The organism is Sphingomonas sp. (assembly GCF_024508665.1).
Taxonomy (GTDB): Bacteria; Pseudomonadota; Alphaproteobacteria; order Sphingomonadales; family Sphingomonadaceae; genus Sphingomonas.
The window spans coordinates 1,136,277-1,161,506 of record NZ_JANINP010000007.1; the positions used below are offsets into that span (position 1 = coordinate 1,136,277).

Annotated in this window: 22 protein-coding genes and 1 tRNA gene; 14 read left to right on the forward strand and 9 right to left on the reverse strand. The window is 65.2% G+C overall.

The window, feature by feature from the left end:
- Window positions 1-58: 58 nt before the first annotated feature.
- The 5 genes from Q0L25_RS20565 to Q0L25_RS20585 all read left to right on the forward strand — a co-directional run bounded on the left by Q0L25_RS20565 (window position 59) and on the right by Q0L25_RS20585 (window position 6,544).
- The gene (locus Q0L25_RS20565; RefSeq protein ID WP_296617556.1) at window positions 59-2,716 is read left to right on the forward strand and encodes a valine--tRNA ligase; all 2,658 of its coding nucleotides are present in this window, start codon (window positions 59-61) and stop codon (window positions 2,714-2,716) included.
- A 242-nt stretch (window positions 2,717-2,958) separates the two neighbouring features.
- The gene (locus Q0L25_RS20570; protein WP_296617558.1) at window positions 2,959-4,428 is read left to right on the forward strand and encodes an MATE family efflux transporter; all 1,470 of its coding nucleotides are present in this window, start codon (window positions 2,959-2,961) and stop codon (window positions 4,426-4,428) included.
- Between the two features lie 51 nt (window positions 4,429-4,479).
- Window positions 4,480-5,469, forward strand: a complete 990-nt coding sequence (hemB, locus tag Q0L25_RS20575) for a porphobilinogen synthase (protein WP_296617559.1) — start codon at window positions 4,480-4,482, stop codon at window positions 5,467-5,469.
- A complete protein-coding gene (locus Q0L25_RS20580) occupies window positions 5,466-6,017 on the forward strand; it encodes a GNAT family N-acetyltransferase (RefSeq protein ID WP_296617561.1) in 552 nt (183 codons plus the stop codon). Before hemB ends, Q0L25_RS20580 begins: the two co-directional genes overlap by 4 nt.
- The gene (locus Q0L25_RS20585; RefSeq protein ID WP_296617562.1) at window positions 6,014-6,544 is read left to right on the forward strand and encodes a GNAT family N-acetyltransferase; all 531 of its coding nucleotides are present in this window, start codon (window positions 6,014-6,016) and stop codon (window positions 6,542-6,544) included. The genes Q0L25_RS20580 and Q0L25_RS20585 overlap by 4 nt, the downstream gene beginning before the upstream one ends.
- Before the next feature lie 240 nt (window positions 6,545-6,784).
- Here the strand turns inward: Q0L25_RS20585 and Q0L25_RS20590 are convergent, their stop codons facing one another.
- Entirely contained in the window at window positions 6,785-7,279 is a 495-nt protein-coding gene (locus Q0L25_RS20590) for a hypothetical protein (protein ID WP_296617564.1), read from the reverse strand.
- An 82-nt stretch (window positions 7,280-7,361) separates the two neighbouring features.
- On the opposite strand from Q0L25_RS20590, the gene Q0L25_RS20595 reads away from it, so the two are divergent.
- A tRNA-Arg gene (locus Q0L25_RS20595) sits at window positions 7,362-7,438 on the forward strand.
- Between the two features lie 79 nt (window positions 7,439-7,517).
- Here the strand turns inward: Q0L25_RS20595 and Q0L25_RS20600 are convergent.
- The 3 genes from Q0L25_RS20600 to Q0L25_RS20610 all read right to left on the reverse strand — a co-directional run bounded on the left by Q0L25_RS20600 (window position 7,518) and on the right by Q0L25_RS20610 (window position 10,736).
- Window positions 7,518-7,928 (reverse strand): MerC domain-containing protein, encoded by a 411-nt coding sequence (locus Q0L25_RS20600; protein ID WP_296617565.1) that lies wholly within the window; start codon window positions 7,926-7,928, stop codon window positions 7,518-7,520.
- A 132-nt stretch (window positions 7,929-8,060) separates the two neighbouring features.
- Window positions 8,061-10,232 carry a TonB-dependent receptor gene (locus Q0L25_RS20605; protein ID WP_296617567.1) on the reverse strand — a complete coding sequence of 724 codons (2,172 nt, stop codon included), beginning with the start codon at window positions 10,230-10,232 and terminating at the stop codon, window positions 8,061-8,063.
- A 96-nt stretch (window positions 10,233-10,328) separates the two neighbouring features.
- A complete protein-coding gene (locus Q0L25_RS20610) occupies window positions 10,329-10,736 on the reverse strand; it encodes a DUF2946 family protein (protein ID WP_296617569.1) in 408 nt (135 codons plus the stop codon).
- 172 nt (window positions 10,737-10,908) lie between these two features.
- Between Q0L25_RS20610 and rpiA the strand changes: the two genes are divergently transcribed.
- The 6 genes from rpiA to Q0L25_RS20640 all read left to right on the forward strand — a co-directional run bounded on the left by rpiA (window position 10,909) and on the right by Q0L25_RS20640 (window position 17,671).
- Window positions 10,909-11,589, forward strand: a complete 681-nt coding sequence (gene rpiA / locus Q0L25_RS20615) for a ribose-5-phosphate isomerase RpiA (protein ID WP_296617571.1) — start codon at window positions 10,909-10,911, stop codon at window positions 11,587-11,589.
- Window positions 11,590-11,689: 100 nt separating this feature from the next.
- Window positions 11,690-13,765, forward strand: coding sequence for a transketolase (gene tkt, locus Q0L25_RS20620; protein ID WP_296617572.1), 2,076 nt, complete (start codon window positions 11,690-11,692; stop codon window positions 13,763-13,765).
- Window positions 13,766-13,880: 115 nt separating this feature from the next.
- Window positions 13,881-14,993: a transaldolase gene (gene tal, locus Q0L25_RS20625; RefSeq protein WP_296617574.1), complete on the forward strand. Its 1,113-nt coding sequence runs from the start codon at window positions 13,881-13,883 to the stop codon at window positions 14,991-14,993.
- Between the two features lie 127 nt (window positions 14,994-15,120).
- A complete protein-coding gene (gnd, locus tag Q0L25_RS20630) occupies window positions 15,121-16,107 on the forward strand; it encodes a phosphogluconate dehydrogenase (NAD(+)-dependent, decarboxylating) (protein WP_296617576.1) in 987 nt (328 codons plus the stop codon).
- Window positions 16,104-16,928 carry an HAD family hydrolase gene (locus Q0L25_RS20635; RefSeq protein ID WP_296617577.1) on the forward strand — a complete coding sequence of 275 codons (825 nt, stop codon included), beginning with the start codon at window positions 16,104-16,106 and terminating at the stop codon, window positions 16,926-16,928. The genes gnd and Q0L25_RS20635 overlap by 4 nt, the downstream gene beginning before the upstream one ends.
- Window positions 16,925-17,671 (forward strand): HAD-IIB family hydrolase, encoded by a 747-nt coding sequence (locus Q0L25_RS20640; RefSeq protein ID WP_296617579.1) that lies wholly within the window; start codon window positions 16,925-16,927, stop codon window positions 17,669-17,671. Before Q0L25_RS20635 ends, Q0L25_RS20640 begins: the two co-directional genes overlap by 4 nt.
- 157 nt (window positions 17,672-17,828) lie before the next feature.
- Here the strand turns inward: Q0L25_RS20640 and Q0L25_RS20645 are convergent, their stop codons facing one another.
- Entirely contained in the window at window positions 17,829-18,971 is a 1,143-nt protein-coding gene (locus tag Q0L25_RS20645) for an aromatic ring-hydroxylating dioxygenase subunit alpha (protein WP_296617580.1), read from the reverse strand.
- Between the two features lie 62 nt (window positions 18,972-19,033).
- On the opposite strand from Q0L25_RS20645, the gene Q0L25_RS20650 reads away from it, so the two are divergent.
- Both Q0L25_RS20650 and Q0L25_RS20655 read left to right on the forward strand, forming a co-directional pair.
- Entirely contained in the window at window positions 19,034-20,725 is a 1,692-nt protein-coding gene (locus Q0L25_RS20650; protein WP_296617582.1) for an MFS transporter, read from the forward strand.
- Window positions 20,725-21,486 carry a tetratricopeptide repeat protein gene (locus tag Q0L25_RS20655; protein ID WP_296617584.1) on the forward strand — a complete coding sequence of 254 codons (762 nt, stop codon included), beginning with the start codon at window positions 20,725-20,727 and terminating at the stop codon, window positions 21,484-21,486. Before Q0L25_RS20650 ends, Q0L25_RS20655 begins: the two co-directional genes overlap by 1 nt.
- Before the next feature lie 23 nt (window positions 21,487-21,509).
- Here the strand turns inward: Q0L25_RS20655 and Q0L25_RS20660 are convergent, their stop codons facing one another.
- From Q0L25_RS20660 to trpA, 4 genes are all read right to left on the reverse strand, one after another.
- Window positions 21,510-21,953 (reverse strand): DUF6628 family protein, encoded by a 444-nt coding sequence (locus tag Q0L25_RS20660; protein ID WP_296617586.1) that lies wholly within the window; start codon window positions 21,951-21,953, stop codon window positions 21,510-21,512.
- Between the two features lie 66 nt (window positions 21,954-22,019).
- Window positions 22,020-23,348, reverse strand: a complete 1,329-nt coding sequence (locus tag Q0L25_RS20665; protein ID WP_296617588.1) for a folylpolyglutamate synthase/dihydrofolate synthase family protein — start codon at window positions 23,346-23,348, stop codon at window positions 22,020-22,022.
- A 116-nt stretch (window positions 23,349-23,464) separates the two neighbouring features.
- The gene (accD, locus tag Q0L25_RS20670; RefSeq protein WP_296617591.1) at window positions 23,465-24,322 is read right to left on the reverse strand and encodes an acetyl-CoA carboxylase, carboxyltransferase subunit beta; all 858 of its coding nucleotides are present in this window, start codon (window positions 24,320-24,322) and stop codon (window positions 23,465-23,467) included.
- Window positions 24,319-25,122: a tryptophan synthase subunit alpha gene (gene trpA / locus Q0L25_RS20675; RefSeq protein ID WP_296617592.1), complete on the reverse strand. Its 804-nt coding sequence runs from the start codon at window positions 25,120-25,122 to the stop codon at window positions 24,319-24,321. The genes accD and trpA overlap by 4 nt, the downstream gene beginning before the upstream one ends.
- Window positions 25,123-25,230: the final 108 nt, after the last annotated feature.

The window sequence follows — 25,230 nt, forward strand, 5'->3', positions numbered from 1 at the left end:
TGTCTTAGCCAAGTGCTACACGGCTTGTGTCGCCGGGGACAGTGGGTAAAGGCGGCGCATGACCACCGAATTGCCCAAGACCTTCGACCCCGCCGAGATCGAGACGCGCTGGTATCAGCATTGGGAGACGAACGGCCAGTTCCACCCAGATCGGCCGGGCGCGGAGCCGTGGACGATCGTCAACCCGCCGCCCAACGTGACGGGGTCGCTGCATATCGGGCATGCGCTCGACAACACGCTGCAGGACGTGCTGGTCCGCCACGCGCGGCTCAAGGGCAAGGACGCGCTCTGGGTGGTCGGCACCGATCATGCCGGCATCGCCACGCAAATGGTGGTCGAGCGCCAGATGGCGGAGAAGCAGCAGAAGCGCACCGATTTCACTCGCGAGGAGTTCGTCGCCAAGGTCTGGGAATGGAAGGCCGAGAGCGGGGGCGAGATCACCCAGCAGCTCCGCCGCCTCGGCTGCTCGATGGACTGGGCCAATGAGCGCTTCACGATGGACGAGGGCTTTTCCAAGGCCGTCCTCAAGGTGTTCGTCGACCTTTACAATCAGGGCCTGATCTATCGCGACAAGCGGCTGGTGAATTGGGATCCCGGTCTCGGCACGGCGATCAGCGACCTCGAGGTCGAGACCAAGGAAGTGAAGGGCAGCTTCTGGCAGATCCGCTATCCGCTGGCGGATGGATCGGGCTCGGTCACCGTCGCGACGACGCGGCCGGAGACGATGCTCGCCGACATGGCTGTCGCGGTCCATCCCGAAGACGAGCGCTACAAGGCGATGATCGGCAAGCAGGTGAAGCTGCCGATCACCGGGCGGTTGATCCCGGTCATTGCCGACGAACATGCCGACCCGACGCTTGGCACCGGCGCGGTCAAGATCACGCCGGGACACGATTTCAATGACTTCGAGGTGGGCAAGCGCGCCGGCATGAAGGCGGGCGAGATGCTCAACATGCTCGACGCCAAGGCGCAGGTCACGCAGACCGCCGACGGGCTGATCCCCGAGGATCTGCTCGGCATCGATCGCTTCTGGGCGCGCAAGCTGGTGGTGGAGCGGTTGAAGGAAGCCGGTCTCCTCGTCCCCTATATCGACAAGGAAGGCGTCGAGCACGACGCCGAGCCGCGCACGATCCAGACGCCCTATGGTGATCGCTCGGGCGACGTGATCGAGCCGTGGCTGACCGACCAATGGTATGTCGACGCCGAGTCTCTGGCAAAGAAGCCGATCGAGGCGGTTCAGTCGGGCGCGATCAAGATCGTGCCGAAGAGCTGGGAGAAGACCTTCTTCAACTGGATGGAGAATATCCAGCCCTGGTGCGTGAGCCGTCAGCTTTGGTGGGGGCATCGCATTCCGGCCTGGTTCGCCGAGGATGGCAGGATTTTCGTCGCGCTGACCGAGGAAGAGGCGCAGGCCCAGGCCGGCGCTGGCGTTGCGTTGAAGCAGGATCCCGACGTCCTCGACACCTGGTTCTCCTCCGCGCTCTGGCCGTTCGCGACGATGGGCTGGCCCGAGGATACCGATCCCAAGCTCCACGGCCGCTATCCGAACGACGTGCTGATTTCCGGCTTCGACATCCTGTTCTTCTGGGACGCGCGGATGATGATGCAGGGCATGCACTTCATGAAGGACGTGCCGTTCCGCACGCTCTATCTGCACGGCCTGGTGCGCGCTGCCGACGGGCAGAAGATGTCCAAGTCGAAGGGCAATGTCGTCAACCCGCTCGGGCTGATCGACAAATATGGGGCCGACGCGCTGCGCTTCTTCATGGCGGCGATGGAGAGCCAGGGCCGCGACATCAAGATGGATGAGAAGCGGGTCGAGGGGTATCGCAACTTCGCCACCAAGCTGTGGAATGCCGCGCGTTTCTGCCAGTCCAACGGGATCGGCGCGTCGAAGACGATCAAGGCGCCCGAGGCGACGCTCGCCGTCAACAAGTGGGTCATCGGCGAGACGATCCAGACCGTGCAGGCGGTCGACCTCGCGCTGGCCGATTACCGCTTCGACGGCGCCGCCAACGCGATCTATCAATTCGCCTGGAGCCGGTTCTGCGACTGGTATCTCGAACTGATCAAGGGCGCGATCGACGACGAGACCAAGGCGGTCGCGGGCTGGGTGCTCGACCAGATCCTGGTCATGCTCCACCCGTTCATGCCGTTCGTGACCGAGGAATTGTGGTCGAAGCTCGGCGAGCGCGACTACGATCTGATCGTCGCCAAATGGCCGATCGCCGACGCGCGCGCGATGGACCCCGAAGCGGGCAAGGAGATCGACTGGCTGATCCGGCTGGTCAGCGAAGTGCGGTCGAGCCGCACCGAACTCAACGTGCCGCCCGGGGCGCGGCTTGCCGTGCATCTGCGCGATGCCTCCGGCGAGACGCAGGCGCGGTTCGAGCGACTGGCGCCTGCGATCGCGAGGCTCGCGCGGATCGATCGCGCCGACGGCGAAGCGTCGGGAGGCGCGGCACAGGTGGTGGTCGATGAAGCGACGTTCGTTCTGCCGCTCGAAGGCGTGATCGACCTCGCCGCCGAACGCACGCGCCTGACCAAGGCGATCGAAGCGGCGTCCAAGGAACGTGACGGCCTGGCTGGCCGCCTCAACAATCCGAGCTTCGTCGAGCGTGCCAAGCCCGAGGCGGTGGAGAAGGCGCGCGCGGATCATGCCGAGAAGGCGGCCGAGGCTGAACGGTTGACGGCGGCCCTGGCGCGGCTGGGCTAGTTCAATGACTACGTCACCCCGGACTTGTTCCGGGGTCCAATTCTCCCCAACGGATTCCAGCCGTTGTTGCGCGTTGGATGCCGGAACAAGTCCGGCATGACGTTATGGGCTGGAACAACTTGGTGCCGCGCGCTTTATGTCGCGCCTGGGCTAGGCGAACCGCCAAGCATTCCCTATCGGAATGTCCGACAGCGAAACGATCAGTACATCAGGCCGTGCGGGCCGAGGAAAGGCATCCCCACGTGGCGCAGCCGCCGCACCAGCAGCAGCGAGGCCCGGGAGGCCGCCGCGATCTGACCGTCGGGCCGATCGGCCCGACGCTGCTCGCCTTTGCTCTGCCGACGCTCGCCTCGAACATCCTCCAGTCGCTCAACGGGTCGATCAACTCGATCTGGGTCGGGCGCTTCCTGGGGGAGAGCGCGCTGGCGGCAACGTCGAACGCCAACATCATCATGTTTCTGATGTTCTCGGCCGTATTCGGCTTCGGCATGGCGGCGACGATTCTGATCGGCCAGTCGGTCGGGCGGCACGATATCGAGGGCGCGCGGCGCGCGTTCGGATCGGCGGTCGGGCTGGTGATGGGCGGCGCGGTGGTGATCGCCATCCTCGGCTGGTTGTTCGCCCCGCAGATATTGCGGTTGCTCGCGACGCCGGGCGAGGCACAGAACATGGCCCGCGACTACCTTCGCGTGATTTTCCTGGGTCTGCCCTTCTCGATGCTCGGCGTTCTCATCCAGATGAGCCTGCGCGGTACCGGCGATTCGGTCACGCCTTTGTGGTTCATGGGCCTGAGCGTGGCAATCGACAGCACGTTCAATCCCTTGCTGATCGACGGCATCGGGCCGTTCCCCAGGATGGGCATTGCCGGATCGGCGACGGCGACCTTGCTGGCGGGCATCGTCTCGTCGGCCGGGTTGCTCATCTACGTCTATTGGCGCGATTTGCCGGTGCGGTTGCGCGGTAGAGAACTGCGCTATCTGATCCCCGAAAAGGCCCTGGTGAAGACGATCATCGCCAAGGGTCTGCCGATGGGCGCGCAGATGCTGGTCATGTCGACGGCCGGCCTCACGATGATCGGCCTCGTCAACCGCCACGGCGTGGACACCGCCGCCGCCTACGCCGTCTCGCAACAGCTCTGGACCTATATCCAGATGCCGACGATGGCGATCGGCGTGGCGGTAAGCTCGATGGCGGCGCAGAATATCGGCGCGGGCAAATGGGAACGCGTCAACGCGATCACGCGGTCGGGTATCGTCTACAACACGATCATCACTTTGGTCGTCATCACCGCGATCATCCTGTTCGACCGCCAGGTGATGACGCTGTTCGTCGGCAGCGGCAGCCCCGCGATCCCGATCGCGCGGCATATCCAGCTGATCTCCAGCTGGACCTTCGTGATGTTCGGCGTGACGATGGTACTGTTCTCGACCGTCCGCGCCAACGGCGCGACGATACCGCCGCTGATCATTCTGGCGATCGCCTTCTACCCGGTCCGCCTGGGCTTCGCGATATTCGGCCAACCGCTGATCGGCGTCGATGCCTTGTGGTACGCTTTCCCGATCGGATCGCTGGTCTCGATGTCGCTTGCCGCCTGGTATTACCGCAACGGCCGCTGGCGCGAGCAATCGCTGATCGTCCCGCCCGAGCCCGAAGGGGAGGAACAGGCGCACGCTTCCGGCGAGCCGGCGGGGCGATTGCATCCGACGGGCTGACCGGTCGCTTCGCCCTTGCGTGCAGCGGCGCGCAGGCTCAAATGCGCGGCCATGAGCCACTATCCTGCGATCCGTCTCCGCCGCACGCGCGCCTCGGCGTGGAGCCGGCGGATGCATGCCGAAAACACCCTGACCGCGGCCAATCTGATCTGGCCGCTGTTCATCGCCGAAGGACAAGGGGTCGAGGAACCGATCGCCAGCCTGCCCGGCGTGTCGCGCTGGTCGGTCGACAATATCGTCGCACGAGCGAAGGAAGCCCGCGATCTTGGCATTCCCTGCATCGCGTTGTTCCCCAACACCCAGCCCGATCGCCGCAGCGATGACGGTAAGGAAGCCCTCAACCCCGACAATCTGATGTGCCGCGCGATCCGCGCGCTCAAGGATGCGGTGCCCGATATCGGCGTGCTGACCGACGTCGCGCTCGACCCCTATACCAGCCACGGCCATGACGGCTTGCTCGACGCGAGCGGCTACGTCCTGAACGACGCCACCGCCGAAGTGCTGGTCGGTCAGGCGCTCAACCAGGCCGCGGCCGGCGCCGACATCATCGCGCCGTCCGACATGATGGACGGCCGGGTGGGGCAGATCCGCGAGGCGCTGGAGGGCGCGGGCCATGTCAACGTCCAGATCATGTCCTACGCCGCCAAATATGCCAGCGGCTTCTACGGGCCGTTCCGCGACGCGGTCGGTTCGCGCGGGCTGCTTAAGGGCGACAAGAAGACCTATCAGATGGACCCGGCCAATACCGAGGAGGCGCTGCGAGAGGTCGCGCTCGATCTCGCCGAGGGCGCCGACAGCGTGATGGTCAAGCCGGGTTTGCCCTATCTCGACATCATCCTGCGCGTGAAGGATCGCTTCGAAGTCCCTGTATTCGCGTATCAAGTGTCCGGCGAATATGCGATGATCGAGGCGGCAGTCGCGGCCGGTGCGGCCGAGCGCGACGCGGTCGTGCTGGAGACGCTGCTGGCGTTCAAGCGCGCAGGGTGTTCGGGCGTGCTGACCTACCATGCGCTCCACGCGGCGAAGCTGCTGGCGAAATGATCGAGACGCCGCGCCTGATCCTCCGCCCGTGGCGCGAGGACGACAAACATGCGTTCGACGCGATCATCAACACGCCGGCGATGATGAAGCATTTCGGCGGCGTCGCGCCGCGCGAGAAGATCGACGGGCTGATCGACCGCCAGATGGAGAAGCAGGCCGCAGACGGCCATTGCATGTGGGCAGTCGAGACCAAGGCCGACGGCCAATTGGCGGGGATTTGCGGGCTGAGGCTCGGTGGGCATCCCGATACGCCGGTCGACGGCATGTACGAGCTTGGCTGGCGCATCGCCGAGAAGCATTGGGGGCAGGGGATCGCTCGCGAGGCGGCCGAGGCAAGCCGCGACTGGGGCTGGGCGAATACGCCGGCCGAAACGATCGCGGCATGGACAAATCCCGACAATGCGCCGTCCTGGGGGCTCATGATCCGGATCGGCATGACGCGGCGGCCCGACTTGGATTTCCGCCACCCGCTCTATCTCGATAATGACGACGTGATCGGCGACATGATCGTCTATGCGTTCGATCGGCCGGCAGGAGCCGGGCGATGATCGATACCGATCGCCTGGTCCTGCGCGGCTGGCGCGACAGCGACATCGCGCCGTTCCATGCCATGTGCAACGATCCGGAAGTCATGCGCTATCTCGGGCCGCCGCTGAGCCGCGAGGACGCCGAAGCCGCCGCGGCGCGGCAGAACGGCTTCGTCGCCAGCCACGGTTATTGCTTCTGGGCGGTCGAGCGAAAGGCCGACGGCGCTTTCCTGGGCTTTTGCGGGCTCAAGCCGGGGCCCGAAGGCACGCCGCTCTTCGACCAGGTCGAAATCGGCTGGCGGCTGGCGCGGGACGCCTGGGGCCAGGGCTATGCGCGCGAAGCGGCCGAGGCGTCGATCGCCTGGGGCTGGGCGAATACCGACGCCCCCGGCATCGCCGCGATGACCAATGTCGACAATATGCGCAGCTGGGGGCTGATGGAGCGGCTCGGCATGGTGCGCGATCTTGACGGCGATTTCGAGCATCCGGCGGTGCCGATCGGCGACCCGTTGCGGCCGCACATCGTCTACCGGATAAAGCGGCCCTAGGTCTCCTAGCCCTCTCCCGCTCGCGGGTGCACCGGGTAGGTCATGCCCCCGGCATGACCTGAACAGCGCGGGGCGCTGTTCACCCGGCGCAGGTTGGGTGAGGGTCTTCTTTCTTCTTCCGGGCGAATGAAATTCAGGAAGAAGTAAGAAGACCCTCACCCTCCCGCTGCGCGGGCCCCTCCCTCTCCCGCAAGCGGGAGAGGGGTGAGTTGATCGGCAGCTTTTGAAAGGCTTGAGGGCCTATTTCTCGCCCAGGATCGCCTTGATCGCGGCGATCTTCGTCTGCTGGGCGTCCAATTGCGCCTGCGCCTTGGCGCGCGCATCCTCCAGCGCGGGATAGGGCGGGTCGCCGGCGACGCCGCGCTCGCTCGTCAATTGGTCGAGATCGGTGATTGCGCCAAGCGTGTCGACGCGGAGCGAATCGAGGTCGGCCAGCGCCGATTCGGCGCGCACCCATTCGTTGCTGCCCACCGCCTGTGCGGCCGGGCTACGCGCGGCGCTCTCCGCGGTGGCGGCGCTGGCGGCGAACGCCGCGTCGGACGCGCTCAGCTTGGCGTCGATCGCCGCGATCTTCTTATCGAGTTCGGGATCCGGGGCGGCGACGGGCGTCACCACTTCAGGTTCGGCGTCGGAGCGCGATTCGATCGGCCGCAGCGCCAGCGACGGGTAGACTCCGGGCGCTTCGGTGCAGCCGACAAGGCCGAGTGTAAGGAGTATCGCGATGCGCTTTGACATGACATCGCTCTAGGCGGCGAAAAACTATGGCGCAACGCACTTGCGCTTCGCGAAACACCTCTCTAAAGGCCGCGTCTCCCAGGCGCCCGTAGCTCAGCTGGATAGAGCATCAGACTACGAATCTGAGGGTCGGACGTTCGAATCGTTCCGGGCGCGCCATTTCCCCGACAGGCTAGAAATTTCCCCGTTCGGGGGTCCTCACGCGCGAGCGGACACCGCTACGCCGTTGGCGCTGGATTCACGCGTGATGATGATGGTGCAGGTGGCGCAGCCGCCAATTGGCAATATGCGCATAGGCGAGGCACAGGCTGCCCATGATCGTCACTGGCGTCTCCCACCGCCCACCGAGCAGCAACAACGCACCAAACGCCAGCAGCATCAGCCCCGCCGCGCCAATCATCAGCGGATAGACGTGGCGATGATGGCGCCGGCCGGTGAACAGCGCCAGCGCGGAGGTTGGCACGGCAAACGCCAGCACCCAGACATGAAAGCTCTCGGGCACGGCAACCAGCGACGATAGGGCGGGCAGGGCGGCCAGCAACAAGGGCAGGCCGGCGCAATGGATCAGGCAGAGCGCCGACGCGCCGACCGCGGCGCGTTCGACCCAGTCGATCGCGGCCGCACCTGGCGCAGGGTCACTGTCGGGCATGTTGTTCTCCAATGTTCGGTACGCCCGCCGTGAAGGTCGGTCGGAAACGCGCACGAAGCAAGCCGCCGCGGACGCGCCGCGACGGCTGGCAATTCCGGCGGGGTGCGCCACCGGCACGCCCCCGATCCTTGCTCAGAACTTCTTGGTGATGCCCGCGAAGAAGCCGCGCCGCGCGCCATATTGCGGTGCACCGACGCCGACGCCGGATCCGTCGCGGATCAGGTAGCTCTTGTCGAACAGGTTCACGACATCGAAGCGGATCGACAGCCCCTTGAGCGCGCCCGGCCCGTCGAAATTCTGCGCGATCCCGATATTTGCGGTGACGTATGAGGGCAACTTGCCGCCATTGGGCACGATGCCGGCGGGATCGTCCGCGCGCAGGCCGTCGCCGTAGAGGAAATCGACCGCCGGAACGAGCGTGCCGATTCCGTCGTGGATCGTGACGCTGCCGCCGCCCGATGCAGTCCAGTTCTGCGAATGGTCGGTGAAGATGTAATGGTTGGAGATGTAGGCAAGCTCATCCGGCGCGAAGAAATATTGGCTCGAGATGATGTTGCGGCCTTTCTCCCTACCGCGGGCGACGTTGGCGTAGAGGTCGAACGGCCCCTTGGTGTAATTGGCGCTCAGTTCGACGCCCCAGGCATAGCCCTTGGCGTAGTTGAACGGCGACAGCACCAGCGAGGTGCCGAACTGGCCTTCGTCGAGCAGGTTGCGCTTGATCTTGTAGTAAGCGTCGATCCCGACCTTGAGACCTGGCAGGAGGTACTGCTCGATCCCGGCATCGAAATAATGCTCGCGCTCGGCGCGCACCGGATCGGCCACGGTGAGCGTGGGCTCCTTGGTCGTGCCGGCGAACAGCGCCAGCGTCGGCGCAGCGATCAGCTCTTGGGGCGGCGGCGTGAAGTTGCGCGCATAGCCGAGGTGGAAAGTCGTGCCGCCACCCGGTTTCCAGACGAAGTTGACGCGCGGGCTGACCTGCTGCTCGTTCGTGTAGGCCCTGACAGCATCGAAGCGGGCGCCATAATTCAGCGTCAGCGTCGGGGTCAGCGACCATTCGTCCTGGAGATAGACACCATAAAGCTGCCCGTTGCGGCCGCCCTTGTCGGTGATCGTGATCGGCGCATCCGATGTTTGGTCGCCGTCCGCATCGACCGGAAACACGCGCGACGTCACCAGCGACCGGGTGCGCTCGTTCTGGAAGAACAGCCCGAAGCGCAGCGTATGGGTATCCGACAGCTTGTAGCTGCCGTCCGCCTGGATGCCGGTGGCCAGGCTCGACAGCCGCGACCGATCGGCAACGCCGCTGAAGATCAGGTCGCCGCCTTGTGGGTCTGGCGTGAACCGCGTCTGCGAATAGCGCACGAACGGCGCGACCTGGAAATTGAGCGCCCCGCCAGCATATTGATAGGCCAGCACGCCGTAATGCGTGATCTCGCGCTGGTTCTGATCGAGCTTGGCCGAATCGAACGTCGATTGACCGTTGAGCGTGAACGCGGGCGTCTGCCCGGGATTGTTGGGAATCTGGAAGTAGCCGATCGAGGTGCCGCCGAACGCGGTGAGCCGGCTGGTATCGGAGAGAATGGCCGAGACATAGCCGAACCCACGATACTGGCGGGTGCGATCGTGGATCGCGTCGCGCGTCGCGATCGGGTTCTCGACGCCGAGATCGTTCTGCAGATAACTGCCAGAGAAGAAATAGCTCAGCGGCCCGCTCGACCCATGGAGCGACGCGCTGGGATTGATGGTGTTTCGGCTGCCGCCGTAATACCCAATGTCTCCGCCGTTCGAGAATCCGCCGGAACTCGTCTTCAGGCTTACCACGCCTGAGGTCCGATATCCGTATTGCGCGGGCAACGTGCCGGTGATCAGTTCGACCGAATCGGCGATCCTGGGATCGAACGTCTGGCCGAAGCCCGAGATGCTCTCCGGCACGATCACGCCGTTCAAGCGGTATTGCAAATTGCCGTGCTCGTTACGGACGTGCACGGCGCCATAGCTGTCGAGCGTTACGCCCGGTACCTGAGACAGGATCTGAACAAGGCTGACATTGGCGCCGCCCGGCTGCTTTGCGAGGAGCGCCTTGTCGATCGTGTACGCACTCGCGCCGAGCGAGGGGAGGATGGCGTCGCGCGCGGCGTCGAGCCGCTGCGCGGTGATCACGATGTCCCCCGGCTGGTCCGCAGACGCGGGGGCAGGCGCGGGGGAGGGGGTAGCCGGCGGCGGATTGGCCGGCGCGTCCTGGGCGTTGGCGATGGCGGGCAACAGCGCGACGGATGCCGCGCCCAGCAGGAAGAGGTGTCGCATTCGAATAAACTCCGGGAACCTTGGTCGCGGATTCACGGCGGAATCCACGGGACGCGACTGGGCACATCGTCGTGCCTTCGCGTCGCGGCGATAGTGTCAGGCCTGGAGTTGGATAGGAGGTGCGCGGCTATGCCAGCCGAGCGAGCGGCGCTCGAGGATCAGGCCGAACGCGAGTCCGGCGACGAGCCAGACGAGCATCGCGGGGGGCGCCGGAAGGACGACCGGCGCCGGCGGCAGATAAGCGGCGCTCTGCGCGATTTCCCGGCAGATCGGACAATTTGCCGGGGAATCGAACGGCGAATTCGGATCGGACGTAGGCTTCGCGGCGGCGTTCGCCGTAGAGATTTGCGCACGGGCGAAATGATTGTGGGTCTCGGCGACGAAGCTCTGCCACGAGAACACCACCAACATGGCCAGCAGCACGGCGCCCCAGCCAGCACCCAGCCGCCGCCCCGAACGGAGCGGACGCGACGTGCTGCCGATGCGCCTTGCTATAGTTGCCATAATCTCCGGCCGGTCGTTCGACGAACGGGTTGCGGTCGCATCCTGCTATGTTGCATTGTTACATAGATCAAGCCGTTTCGTTGCGGTGCACCATTCCGCTGGGTTATAACGGCGGCGCATTGCCAACGCGCCGGGCGTTTGCGTGCGCGCCGTTTCGCGCTACGCCCGTTCCATGATCGACGACGACAAAAGGATCGCCGCCGATGCGGCGGTCGCCGAAATTCGTGACGGCATGCTGGTCGGCATCGGCACCGGATCGACCGTGGCGTTCGCGATCCGCGCGATTGCCGCGCGCCTGCCGGACCTCCGCAAGACAATATTCTTCGCCACGTCGATCGCTACTGAGCAAGCAGCGCGCGACGGCGGCATCCCGATCGGTCGATTCGCGCTCGCCTCGCGGCTCGATCTGACGATCGACGGCGCCGATGAGATCGATCCGGCGCTACAGGTCATAAAGGGCGCGGGCGGCGCGCTGTTGCGCGAGAAGATCGTCGCCGAGGCGTCGGACCGGATGGTCGTGATCGCCGACGCGTCGAAACGGGTCGCTCGGCTCGGTGCCGCGCCGTTGCCGGTCGAGGTCCTGCCGTTCGCGCGGAGCTTCGTCGCTGCCCGGCTCGCGGCGCTGGGGGCCGAACCCGTCCTGCGCATGGCGGACGAGGGCGCGTGGCGCAGCGACCAGGGCAACGTAATCTTCGACTGCCATTTTGCATCCTTCCCGGAGCCGGCCGGACTAGCGGCCGGGTTACAGGCGATTCCGGGCGTGATGGGACATGGCCTGTTTCTGCGCGAAGTCGACGCCGCCTATGTCGCCGATCGAGGAACCGTTACGAAAATGGAACGCAAGATCACCTGACGGGTGGCAAGCGCGCGATGCTCCCCATATAGGGCGTGGAAATGGCGCAACCGCGATGCGGCCTGCGCGTTCCTCCACCCGAAGCGGGAGCCCGAGAAGAATGTCCGATACCCAGACCGCCGACGTGGATCAGTTGAAAGAAGACGGCTCGATCGAGCGCCTGACGATCGACACGATCCGCACGCTGTCGATGGATGCGGTGCAGAAGGCCAATTCCGGGCATCCCGGCACGCCGATGGCGCTGGCGCCGGTCGGCTATACGCTCTGGTCGCAATTCCTGCGATACGATCCCTCGACGCCGACCTGGCCCAATCGCGACCGCTTCGTGCTGTCGGTCGGACACGCCTCGATGCTGCTCTATTCGCTGATCCACCTCGCGGGCATCGAAGAGGTCGATGGCACCGGCAAGAAGACCGGCAAGGAAGCGGTCAGCCTCAACGACATCGAGAATTTCCGCCAACTCGGCTCGAAGACGCCGGGTCATCCCGAATATCGCCACACCACCGGGGTCGAGACGACGACCGGCCCGTTGGGGCAGGGCTGCGGCAATTCGGTCGGCATGGCGATCGCCGAGCGCTGGCTCGCGGCGCGCTATAACAAGCAGGGCTTCACGCTGTTCGATCACGCCGTTTATGCTTTGTGCGGCGACGGCGACATGATGGAGGGCGTCTCGGCCGAGGCGGCGTCGGTGGCCGGGCACCTCAAGCTCTCCAACCTCTGCTGGATCTACGATTCGAACCATATCTCGATCGAGGGCGACACCGCGCTCGCGTTCGACGAGGATGTCGGCAAGCGCTTCCAGGCCTATGGCTGGAACGTCATCCATGTGAACGATGCCAATGACTGCGCCGCGATGGCGCAGGCGCTGGAGACGTTCCGCAAGACCGACGACAAGCCGACGTTCATCGTCGTCCATTCGGTAATCGGCTGGGGCAGCCCGCGCGCCGGCAGCGAAAAGGCGCATGGCGAACCGCTGGGCGTCGACAACGTCAAGGCGACCAAAGAGGCCTATGGCTGGCCGCAGAAGGACTTCTACGTTCCCGAGGGCGTCGAGCAGCATCTCAACGGCGCGATCGCGGGCCGCGGCCGGCCGTTGCGCGAGCAATGGGAAGCGACCTTCGCCAAGTACAAGTCGGCTTTTCCCGATCTCGGCAAGGAACTCGAGCTGATCCTGTCGGACAAATTGCCTGAGGGCTGGGACGCCGACATCCCCACCTTCGACGCTGACGAAAAGGGCCTCGCAACGCGCGATTCGGGCGGCAAGGTGCTCAACGCGATCGTCGGCAAAGTGCCGTGGCTGCTCGGCGGTTCGGCCGATCTCGCGCCTTCGACCAAAACCGATATCAAGGGCGCGCCGTCGTTCGAGGCGGACAATTACGGCGGCACCAATTTCCACTTCGGCGTGCGCGAACACGGCATGGGCGCGATCGTCAACGGCATGGCGCTGTCGCACCTGCGCGCCTATGGCTCCACCTTCTTCGTATTCCTCGATTACATGCGCCCGCCGGTCCGGCTGTCGGCGCTGATGGAATTGGGCGCGGTCTGGGTGTTCACCCACGATTCGATCGGCGTCGGCGAGGATGGTCCGACTCACCAGCCGATCGAGCAGCTCGCGATGCTGCGCGCGACGCCGGGGATCGACACGATCCGCCCGGGCGACGCCAATGAGGTGGCGGAGGCGTGGCGTGCGCTGATGGCGGACGGCAAGCACCCGACCGCCTTGGTCCTGTCGCGCCAGGCGCTGCCGACGCTCGACCGCTCGAAATATGCCAGCGCGGCGGGCGTCGCCAAGGGCGCCTATGTCCTGGCCGATAGCGACAACCCCGAGGTAATCCTGATCGCCAGCGGGTCCGAAGTCAGCCTGGCGGTCGCCGCCTACGAACAGCTGAAGGGCGAGGGCGTCGCCGCGCGGGTGGTGTCGATGCCCAGCTGGTTCCGCTTCGAGCGGCAGGATCAGGCCTATAAGGACAGCGTGCTGCCGTCTGGCGTCACCGCGCGTCTCGCGATCGAGATGGCCGGGGAAATGGGCTGGGATCGCTATGTCGGTCCGAAGGGTTCGACCATCACCATGTCGACCTTCGGCGCCTCGGCTCCGCTCAAGGGCCTGCAGGACAAGTTCGGCTTCACGGTCGAGAATGTGGTGAAGAAGGCGAAGGCGCTGATCGGTAGCAATTAAGCCGTCATGCCGGGCTTGTCCCGGCATCCAACGCGCAACAACGGAAGGAGTCCGTTGGGGAGGGTTGGACCCCGGAACAAGTCCGGGGTGACGATCGGACCAAGTGGAGAATATTATGGGACGGATCAACGATCTGGAAAAACTCGGTCAGGCGATCTGGCTCGATTTCATCGACCGCAAGTTCTTGGCCGAGGGCGGGCTCAGGAAGCTCGTCGAGGAAGATGGCGTGACCGGCGTGACGTCGAACCCCTCGATCTTCGAGAAGGCGATGGGTCATGGCAACGCCTATGACACCGATCTCGCGGCGTTCGACAATGCGCATCCCGGCGCACCGGCGATGGCACGCTACGAGCATCTCGCGATCCAGGACATTCAGGATGCGGCCGATACGCTGCGTCCGATCTACGACCGGCTGAACGGCAAGGACGGCTATGTCAGCCTGGAAGTGTCGCCCTATATCGCCAACGATACCGACGAGACGGCGTCCGAGGCCGAGCGGCTGTGGAAAGCGGTCGACCGGCCCAATTTGATGATCAAGATTCCCGGCACCCCGGCCGGCGTGCCCGCGATCGCGACGACGATCGACAAGGGGATCAACGTCAACGTCACTTTGTTGTTCTCGATCGAGGCGTACAAGGCAGTCGCTTTGGCCTTCGTCGAAGGGCTCGAGAAACGTGCCGCGCGTGGCGAGCCGATCGATCGCATCGCCAGCGTCGCCAGCTTCTTCGTCAGCCGCATCGACACCAAGATCGACGACGCGATCGATGCCGGCACCGGCGGGGATGAAGCCAAGGCGCTGAAGGGCAAGGTGGCCATTGCGAACGCCAAGGCGGCCTATGCCTGGTACGAGGAGTTTATCGCGTCCGACCGCTGGCAGGCGCTCGCCGCCAAGGGCGCGATGCCGCAGCGGCTGCTCTGGGCCTCGACCGGCACCAAGAACCCGGATTATTCGGACGTTCTCTATCTCGACACGCTGATCGGCCGCGACACGGTCAATACCGTTCCGCCCAAGACGCTCGACGCGTTCCGCGACCACGGCACCGCGGCCGAGACGCTGACCCAGGATGTGGACGGCGCCCGGCACGTGCTGGCCGAGGCCGAACGGCTCGGGCTTGATTTGCAGGGCGTGACCGAAACCCTGGTCGAGGAAGGCGTCGCGTCATTCTCCAAGGCATTCGACGACCTGCTCGGCGCGATCGCGGCCAAGCATCCCGCCGAGGCGACCTGATCCAGCATCGTCATGCCGGGATCGACCCGGCATCCAACGGGCTTCAGGCGATATCGCTCGTGGAGGATCGGACCCCGGAACAAGTACGGGGTGACGTTGGTAGAGATCGGCGCTTCGGGAGATTTACATGAAAATCGGAATCATCGGCCTCGGCCGCATGGGTGGCAATATCGCGCGGCGGCTGATGCGCGGCAATCACGAGACGGTCGTCTATGATCGCGCGCCCGAAGCGGTGAAGGAAGTCGTGGCCGATGGCGCGATCGGCGCCGGATCGCTCGAGGAACTGGCCGGTAAGCTCGACAGCCCGCGCGTCTTCTGGGTGATGTTGCCGGCAGGCGCGCCGACCGAGAGCACGATCGAGGCACTGACCGGGCTCTGTTCGCCGGGCGATATCATCATCGACGGCGGCAATACCTTCTACAAGGACGACATTCGCCGTTCGAAAGCGCTGGCCGAGAAGGGCCTCAAATATGTCGATGTCGGGACGTCGGGCGGCGTCTGGGGGCTCGAGCGCGGCTATTGCATGATGATCGGCGGCGAGGACGCCGTGATGCGCCATCTCGATCCGATCTTCGATACCCTGGCACCGGGCCTCGGCACGATCCCGCGCACGCCCGACAGGATGGCGCAGGAAGGCGAGGACCCCCGCGCCGAAAAGGGCTATATCCATGCCGGACCGGCTGGCTCCGGGCATTTCGTCAAGATGGTCCATAACGGCATCGAATACGGGCTGATGCAGGCCTATGCCGAGGGCTTCGACATCCTGTCGTCCAAGAATTCCGACAAGCTGCCCGAGGACGAGCGGTTCGACCTGAACCTGACGGACATCGCCGAAGTCTGGCGCCGGGGATCGGTCATCTCGTCCTGGTTGCTCGACCTCTGCGCCTCCGCGCTCGCCAAGGACATGGCGCTCGATCAATTCTCCGGCCGCGTGGCGGATTCGGGCGAGGGGCATTGGACGATCGAAGCGGCGATGGAAGAAGCGGTGCCGGCGCACGTGCTGACGGCGGCGTTATTCGCGCGCTATCGTAGCCGCGTCGAACATACTTATGGCGACAAATTGCTATCGGCGATGCGCTTCGGGTTCGGCGGGCATGTGGAGATGCCGCAGTGACGCAGGTCGGTCCGGCGATCCGCCTGGTCATTTCGGACGTCGACGGCACGCTGGTCCGCAAGGATAAGTCGCTCAGTCCCCAGGTCATCGCCGCGGTCCAGCGCTTGCGTCAGGCGGGCGTCGCCTTCACGCTGATCAGCGCACGCCCGGTGTCGGGCGTGTTGCCGCTGATCGCGCCGCTGGGGATCGATATTCCGCTGGCGGCGGTGAACGGCGGCATTGTCTTCCGCCCGGACGGCAGCCTGATCACCAGGCATCGTATCGACCCCGAAACCGTGCGCGGCATGTTCGCGCTTGCCGAGGGCGTCCCGGTCGACATCTGGGTCTTCGCGGATGGCAAATGGTACGCCTCCAATCTGGCGGGTGCCCATGTCGATCGCGAGCGTGTCGCCTCGAACGAGGAGCCGATCCTGCGCGACGATTTCAGCGAATTCTACGATCGCGCCGACAAGATCACTTTCGTCAGCGACGATGCGCCGGTGCTCAAGGATCTCGCCGATCGCGGCGCTGCCCTGTTCGGACAGCGCGCGACGATCGGGCAGAGCCAGACCTATTATCTCGATGTCACCGACCTCCACGCCAACAAGGGCGATGGCGTGACCGAGCTGGCCGCCATCCTGGGCGTCGACCTCGCGCATGTCGCGGTGTTCGGCGATATGGAGAATGATATTGCGATGTTCGCCCGCGCGGGCATGTCGGTGGCGATGGGGCAGGCGCCCGATACGGTGAAGTCCGCCGCCGATTTCGTCTCGTCGAGCAACGAGCAGGATGGCGTGGCGCACGCGATCGAGGCATTCGTGCTGGCGCGGGCGGCGGCATGAAGAAGCTGGTCGCCTTCGACCTCGACGGCACGCTCGCGCTCAGCAAGCAGCCGCTCGACGAGGACATGGCAGGGCGAATCGCCGATTTGCTCGACGTCTGCATGGTCGACATCATCTCGGGCGGCGATTGGCCGCAATTCGAGAAGCAAGTCGTCTCGCGGCTGCCCGAACGCGCCAAGCTCGCCAATTTGTTCATCCAGCCGACGACGGGGACCAAGCTCTACCGCTGGTCGGGCGAGTGGAAGCCGGTCTACGCCGAGTTGTTTACCGGCGACGAGCGCCGCCAGATCGAGACGGCGCTCGACGATGCCGTGAAGGCGGAAGGGCTCGACGAGGGCCAGACCTGGGGCGACCGGATCGAGGATCGCGGCAGCCAGATCACGTTCTCGGGGCTTGGGCAGGAAGCGCCGCTCATCGCCAAGAATAATTGGGATGCCGACCGTTCGAAGCGCGAAGCGCTGCAAAAACGATTGCGCCAGGCGCTTCCCGACCTGTCGATCAATATCGGCGGCTCGACCTCGATCGACATCACCCGCAAGGGCGTCGACAAGCAATATGGGCTGACCAAGCTGCTGCCCGTCGCCGGTGTCGGCAAGCAAGAGGTGTTGTTCGTCGGGGACGCCATCTTCCCGGGCGGGAACGACTATCCGGCAAAGGAAATGGGGCTCGACACGATCAAGGTCGACGAGATCGAACAGACGCGGCTGGTGATCTCGACCGTGGCGACGGTGCTGAAGGACTAAGTAAATCCTCCCTACGCGAAGCGTGGGGAGGGGGACCGCCGCCGGAGGCGGTGGTGGAGGGGCCGCAGCCGCGTGAGCGGCGAGGACGGGGCTTTTCCCCTCCACCATCGCTTCGCGATGGTCCCCCTCCCCAAGCGAGCTTGGGGAGGATTTAAGTTTACCCCGCCAACGCCTTCTCCACCGCATCGTGGAACAGACGGATTCCGCTCTCCATGCTGCCCAAGGTCAGCCGGTCGATCGCGCCCGACATCAACCCTTCCTGACACAAGGCCGCTGCCCGAAAGTCCTCGGCTCCGAAGACGCCGCCGTCGAGCAGATTCCAGCTCTTCTCCCAATGCGCCAGCGCCTTGTCGGTCGCGGGCGGTTCGGGGATCAGCATGAAATCCTCGACCAGCACGCGGTCGACGCCGCGCGGCATCAGCGTCATGAGGTTCACATAATCCGGGCTGACGATCAGCACGGTCGCGGGGAACATCTGGTAAGTGTAAGTGATTGCGCGGCGAAGCGTCGGCCAGTCCTCAGCAGCGCAGTCGTTCGCCGACACGTCGCGCCCCACCGCCGAGCGCTGGTGCGCACCGATCGTATCGGCCGACGCCACGCCATCCTTGAAGAAGGGGCCGATCGTCGCGGCATGGAGGCGCTGGACGTGATAGCTCTCCAGAAACGCGTCCATGATCTGCTTCCAATTCGCCGCGACGTCATGGGTCCGGCGACGGAATAGATACTGGCCGGCGAGATCGAAGGCGTCGAAATCATGGCCGAGCGTCTCGGGTTCGGAGAAATCCGCGCCTTCATCGAACGCAAACCAGATCAGTCCTCCGGCCTCGAGCGTCGGCAGGCGACGTAGTCCGAATTCGCTCTTCTCGAGGTCGGGGAAGGCATCGGTGCGCGGGAGCGCCAGCAGTTTGCCGTCGAGACCGTAGGTCCAGGCGTGATAGGGGCAGACGAGCCGCGACGCACAGACTGGCTCCTGTCCTTCGACCAACCGCGTGCCGCGATGGCGGCAGACATTCATGAAAACGTGTGCCTTGCCCTCGCGATCGCGCGTGATCAGCAACGGCTTGCCATAGCCGTCGTGCGGGATCGCCATGCCGGGGTCGGGCAGCAGCGCGGACGGCGCGATCACCAGCGGGCGTTTGGCGAAGATCTTCGCGCGCTCCGCGTCGAACCGTGCCGGATCGGTATAAGCCGCGGCGTCGACAAAGGTTATTCCCCCGGCGCGGCCTTCGCCGCCCTCGGCCAGTTTCTTCGCCAGCGCGAGTTGCCCCGCGGTCGGAGCGATCCTGGTCGCCACGTTCATGGGCTTCCTCTCCCGATTTTTAAGGTTAGTGTCGGCTCTAACGAGATGGGGAGCAAGCCTGAATGAGCGGTAGTGCGGTGACACGTCCCAAGGGATGGCGGCTGTTCGTCGCCGCGCTTCGGACGCGCAAGTCGGCGTCCATGCTTGCGCTCGGCTTTTCCTCGGGCCTGCCCAATGCCTTGCTGATCGGCACACTGACCGCATGGCTGGGGGAGGTCGGGGTCAAGATGGCGACGATCGGCGTGCTGTCGTGGATCGGCCTGACCTATGCGTTCAAATTCCTGTGGTCGCCTTTGGTTGATCGCCTGCAATTGCCGATTCTCGGCAAGCTCGGCCGCCGCAAGAGCTGGATCGTGTTGTGCCAGGGGCTGATGATCGTCGCTTTGCTGGGCATCGTCGTCACCGACCCGGCGCAGCAGATCGGCACATTCGCGATGTTCGCGTTCCTCGGCTCGCTCGGTTCCGCGACGCAGGACATTGCGATCGACGGCTGGCGGATCGATGTCGCGGACGAGGATGCGCCGGTTGAGTTGCTGTCCGCGGTCAACCAATTGGGCTATCGCGCCGCGAGCATCGTCGGCGGGGCGATCGCCCTCTACATGGCCGCGCGCATGTCGTGGCCGACCGTCTATCTGGTCATGGCGGTGATCATGGGGCTGATGCTGCTGATCGCGCTCGGCGCCCCTGATACCAAACGCGTGCCGAGCGAGGCGGTGCAGGCGCTTTCGGAAGCTGGCGAGATCAGGCCGCGGACACGCGCGGTCGCGCTCCTGATCGTCGGCATCAGCTGGATTTGGGCGATCGGCTCGCTGATCGGGTTCATGATCTCGATGCTGGCCGATACCCCCCCCGGCGCGCCCCGACCGTCACCTAGCGACTTCCTCAAATATCATGGTCCGGCGATCGTGATCGCGACCGTGCTCGTGCCGCTCGCCGTCGCCGCCGTCCTCAACTGGTTGAAAACGCAGGGACGCCAGGTCCAGAGCGAGCGCGATACCGTGACGTCGCCGGCGCGCACCGCGGCCAACCATCTTTACGGGGCGCTGGTCGCGCCGCTCGCGGACCTCGTCGCGCGGCTGGGTTGGGGTGTGCTGATCGTGATCGGGCTGATCCTGACCTATGCGCTCTGCTATAACGTCTGGGGATCGTTCGCTTACCCCTTCTATCTGGAATTCATGCATTATTCGAAGGACGAAGTGGCCTTCGCGTCCAAGGTCTTCGGCATCATCATGTCGATCATCGGTGTCAGCCTGGGCGGATATCTGTTCGCCAAGATCGGGCGATTTCCGACCGTGTTGATCGGGGCGATCCTGCCGATCTTCGGCAATTTCGTGTACGCCGACCTGGCCGACGGATCGCCCCATATCGACCCGGTGATGCATGTGTTGCGGCTCGATTCGCTTGCGGTAGCGTTCGGCAGCGACGAGCGGATGGCGCGGCTACTTTTGACGATCAGCTACGAGAATATCTCGACCGGGCTTGCGCTCGCCGCGTTCGTCGCGTTCCTGTCGGGGATCGTCAGCAAGAAATTCGCGGCGGTCCAATATGCGGTGCTGTCGTCACTCACGTTCCTGATCGGCTCGCTCGGCAAGGGCATGGCGGGGGAGATGATTGACAAATACGGTTATGCCGACGTGTTTCGCTATGTCGCCGCGGTCGGCCTGCTCGCGATCCTGTTCGTCCTGCTCGAATGGTGGCGCGCCTCGCGCGTTCCGACGGTGATCGAGGCCGGCAATACCGGCGAGCCCGCCTGATGCTGTTCCTGATCCTGTCCGGCGGGACGATCATCTGCCAGATCGCGTGCGTGGTGCATTGCGTGCGCAATGGCCGCAACACCTTCTGGATCTGGCCGTTGGTGTTCTTTCCGATGGTCGGCTGCATCGCCTATTTCATCGTCGAGGTGCTGCCCGGCATGCAGGGCAATCGTCACGTCCGCACGATGCGCGCGCAGGCCGCCAGGGCGATCGATCCGGAGCGCGAAGTGCGTGCCGCGCGCGATGCGCTGGGCCTAGCCGACACGATCGCCAACCGCATCCGGCTGGCCGACGCGCTGTCGGCGGTCAATCGGCCGGTCGAGGCGATCCCGCTCTATCGCGAGGCGATCGCCGCGCAGCCACTGCCCGATCCCCGCACCGAAACCAAGCTGGCACGCGCGCTGTTCGAGGAAGGCAAGATCGACGAGGCGCAGCATGTCATCGACGCGATCGCCAAGCCGTCGGGGCAGAGCGACCGCGATCGTCTCGACCTGCTGAGGGCGCGGATCTACGACCATCTCGGGCGCAGGGACGACGCTCTGGCCATCTATCGCGATATCGTCACGCGCATGCCGGGCGAAGAGGCGCGGTGTCGTTATGCCGCATTGCTGATCGAGCTTGGCCGCAAGCGCGAGGCGCTGGGCGTACTCGAGGAAGTCGAGGACCGGATGAAGCGGCTCGATCGCCACCAACGCCAGGCGGAGGGCGACATGTACCGCTGGGCGACCGACAAATTACGCGAGTTGCGCGCGGCCGGGTAATACCCCTCCGGGAATCATTCGACCTAATCGACGACCAGCGGCAGACCCGCATCCGCAAACGCCGCGGATAAGGCCGCCGCCGTGGCCACGATCGCATCGGCGCGACGTTGTGCCATCAGGTCGGCGAGCAACAGGCGAGCGGTTTCGGGGCGCCGCTCGGCCTGGCCGATCGTGGTGATCATCGTCTGCTCTGCCCATGTCATCCGCGCACAACAGCATGGCGCGATTGGAATAGACGTGGTCGAGGTCGCGGCGAGTTCCGCCATGAAAGCGCGCGCGAGCAATAAAGGCCGGCGGAACCCCGCGCCGAATGTGCTCATGAAGGTGTTGGCGGCGATAGCGTCGTTCAGTCCATGCGCGCCCATCCGCCGAATCGCGAGCAGCAACAGGCGCGCTGCCGTGGTTTGGGGAAGGCTGTACGGCAGAGCTTCGCTGACCAGCGAGGCGGGCATTGGGGAAGGGGCCATCGGGCGACTCCGTGGTGGAGCCGCATAGTCGGAAACTCGCTATTGATAGTCAATCGCAATAATTTATCATGCCGGCGCTTCGCCGTTCCCTGCGAGCACTTGGCCTGCCAGATAAAGCGAGCCGAGGATCATCACTGTCACTTGTCCCTCGGCGTCATCGGCGATCGCGTGCAGGGCGGTCTCCACTGTCTCCGCAGCCTGCGGCCTGATGCCGATGTCGCTGGCGACCGCGCCCAGCACCTCGGCGCTATGACATTCATGGCCGGCGACCGGAACGGCGTGAAAGCTCGTGGCCAACCCCGCGAACGGGCGCAACAGTCCTGCTGGATCCTTGTTGGACAGCATGCCGACGATCATGTGCGCACCGTCGGTGCCGCGACGATCGAGCACCTCGCGCAGCGCCTCGGCAACGCTGGCGCCGGCGGCTGCGTTGTGGCCGCCATCGAGCCAGATCTCGCTGCCCGCTGGCAAGATCCGCGTCAGCGGCCCATCGCCGAGCAATTGCATCCGCGCCGGCCAGGTCGCGTGTTCGGCTGCAGCAATGAAGGCTTCCGGTGGAATGGTCAGCGTCTTCTGATGATGGAGCATGGCGATCGCCAAAGCGAGGTTGCCAGGCTGGTGCGGCCCGACCAGCACGGGCAGCGGCGTCTGCACCTTGCCCGCGGCGTCGCGATAGGTGAGGTGGCCATCGTCCGCGGCCCAGAACCAGTTCCGGCCTTCAGGCGACACGGGAGCCCCGGCGGTTCGCGCGACCGCGTTGATCCGGGCTTCGACCGACGGTGCGTAGCGCATGGTGACCAGGGGCACTTGCGGCTTCGCGATCCCGGCCTTTTCGGCGGCGATGTCCTCGATCGTCGTGCCGAGGAAACGCTCGTGATCGATTCCCAGCTGGGCAATGCCGGTCACGATCGGCTGCGCGATGACATTGGTCGCATCGAGGCGTCCGCCCAGTCCGACCTCGACGATACAGGCATCGGCGGCAGTACGAGAGAAGGCAAGGAATGCCGCGGCGGTCGTCACTTCGAAGAAGCTCGCGCCGATATCGCCGCCGGCATCCAGCACTTCCTCGAGCAGCGGCGCCAGTTCGGCGTCCTCGATCAGCGTGCCGGCGAGCCGGATACGCTCGTTGAAGCGCACGAGATGCGGGCTAGAATAGACATGGGTGGTGTAGCCCGCAGCTTCGATCGCCGCGCGCAGGAAGGCGCAGGTCGATCCCTTGCCGTTGGTGCCAGCGACATGGAGCACCGGGGGCAAACGCTCGTGCGGGTTGCCGACGCGGTCGAGCAATTCCGTGATCCGCTCGAGCCCGAGAATGTCGGCACCGGGAGAAAGAGCCCAAAGGCGGTCGAGCTGGCGCTGGACCGCCGGGTCGGAGGAGACGGCGTGGTCAGGCATAATAACTCCCTCTCCCCATCGGGGAGAGGGTGGGGGAGAGGGGCAGTGCGGCAAGCGCGTCGCCCGTGACTCCCCCTCTCCCCGACCCTCTCCCCAGAGGGGAGAGGGAGAATTGTTCAGGCCGCTTTCCGCTGCCCGCCGACATAATCGATCAGCCGCGCCAGGGTCGGGCGCAGCTCCGAGCGCGGCGTGACCATGTCGAGCATGCCATGAGCGAGCAGATATTCGGCGCGCTGGAATCCCTCGGGCAGCTTTTCGCGGATCGTCTGTTCGATCACCCGCTGGCCGGCGAAGCCGATCAGCGCGCCGGGCTCCGAAATCTGCACGTCGCCGAGCATGGCATAGCTCGCCGTGACGCCGCCGGTGGTCGGGTCGGTCAGCACGACGATATAGGGCAGCCCGACGTCGTGGAGCATCTGGATCGCGACCGTCGCGCGCGGCATCTGCATCAGGCTCAATATGCCTTCCTGCATCCGCGCGCCGCCGGCCGCGGTGAAAATGATGTAGGGCGCCCCTTCGCCGATCGCCGCCTCGACTCCGCGGACGAACGCCTCGCCCACGGCCAGGCCCATCGATCCGCCCATGAACGCGAAATCCTGGACGCCGACCACAGCCTTGCGGCCCTCGATCGTCCCGGTCGCGTTGATCAGCGCGTCGCTTTCGCCGGTCGCGGCGCGCGCCGTCTTGATGCGGTCGGTATATTTCTTCTGGTCGCGGAACTTGAGCGGGTCGTCCTGCACCTTGGGCGGCGTCAGCGTCGTAAACGAACCGGCGTCGAAAATCTGCGCGAACCGCACGTCGGGCCCGATCCGCTCATGAAAGGCGCAATTGGGGCAGACGTAGAGATTGTCGGCCAATTCCTTGGCGAACACCATCTGCCCGCACCCCTTGCACTTGTGCCAGAGATTGTCGGGACTTTCCTTCTTGGGGATGACGTACGACAGCGCATTGCGGACGTTGGTCAGCCAGCTCATGCTATTTCCTTCCTTGCGGCGCGGATCGCGCCCGCGAGACTCTCGATATAGACGCGCACCGGCTCGGCTGCATCCTTGCCATGCCGACCGACCAGTTCGACGATCGCCGAACCGACCACGACGCCGTCTGCGACGCGCGCTATCGCCGCGGCCTGATCGGGGGTGCGTACGCCGAAGCCGACCGCGACGGGCAGGTTGGTCGCGGCCTTGAGCCGGGCGACGGCGTCCTCGATCGAGGCCTGCGCCGCTTGCTGCTTGCCGGTGATGCCCGCGACCGAGACATAATAGAGGAAGCCGCTGGCGCCATCGAGCACCTGGGGCAGGCGAGCGCCATCGGTGGTCGGGGTCGCGAGACGGATCAGGTCGATGCCGTTCCCGCGGAGCGCCGGTCCGAGCGAATCATCCTCTTCGGGCGGGATGTCGACGCAGATCACGCCGTCGACGCCGGCTTCCTTGCAGCGTTCGGCGAACCAGTCGGCGCCGCGCCGGGTCATGGGATTGGCATAGCCCATCAGCACCAGCGGCACGGTCGGATGGCGCTGGCGAAACGCCATGGCGATCGCGAGGATGTCCGCCGTCGTCGTGCCCGCCGCTAGGCTGCGCAAATTCGCTGCCTGAATGGCCGGGCCGTCCGCCATCGGATCCGTGAATGGCATGCCGAGCTCGATCACATCGGCGCCGCCCTCGACGAGCGCGTCGAGAATCGGCCCCGTGGCGAACCGCCCCGGATCGCCCGCCGTAACGAAGGCGACGAGAGCTGGATGGCCCTTGGCGAAGGCGTTGGAGAGGCGATTGCTCATTCCCCTCTCCCCTTGCGGGAGAGGGAGGGGCCCGCTGCCGAAGGCAGTGGGAGGGAGAGGGGGGCGAGCGCAACGCGCTCGCGCGGCGCGAGGCGCCGCTCACCCTCT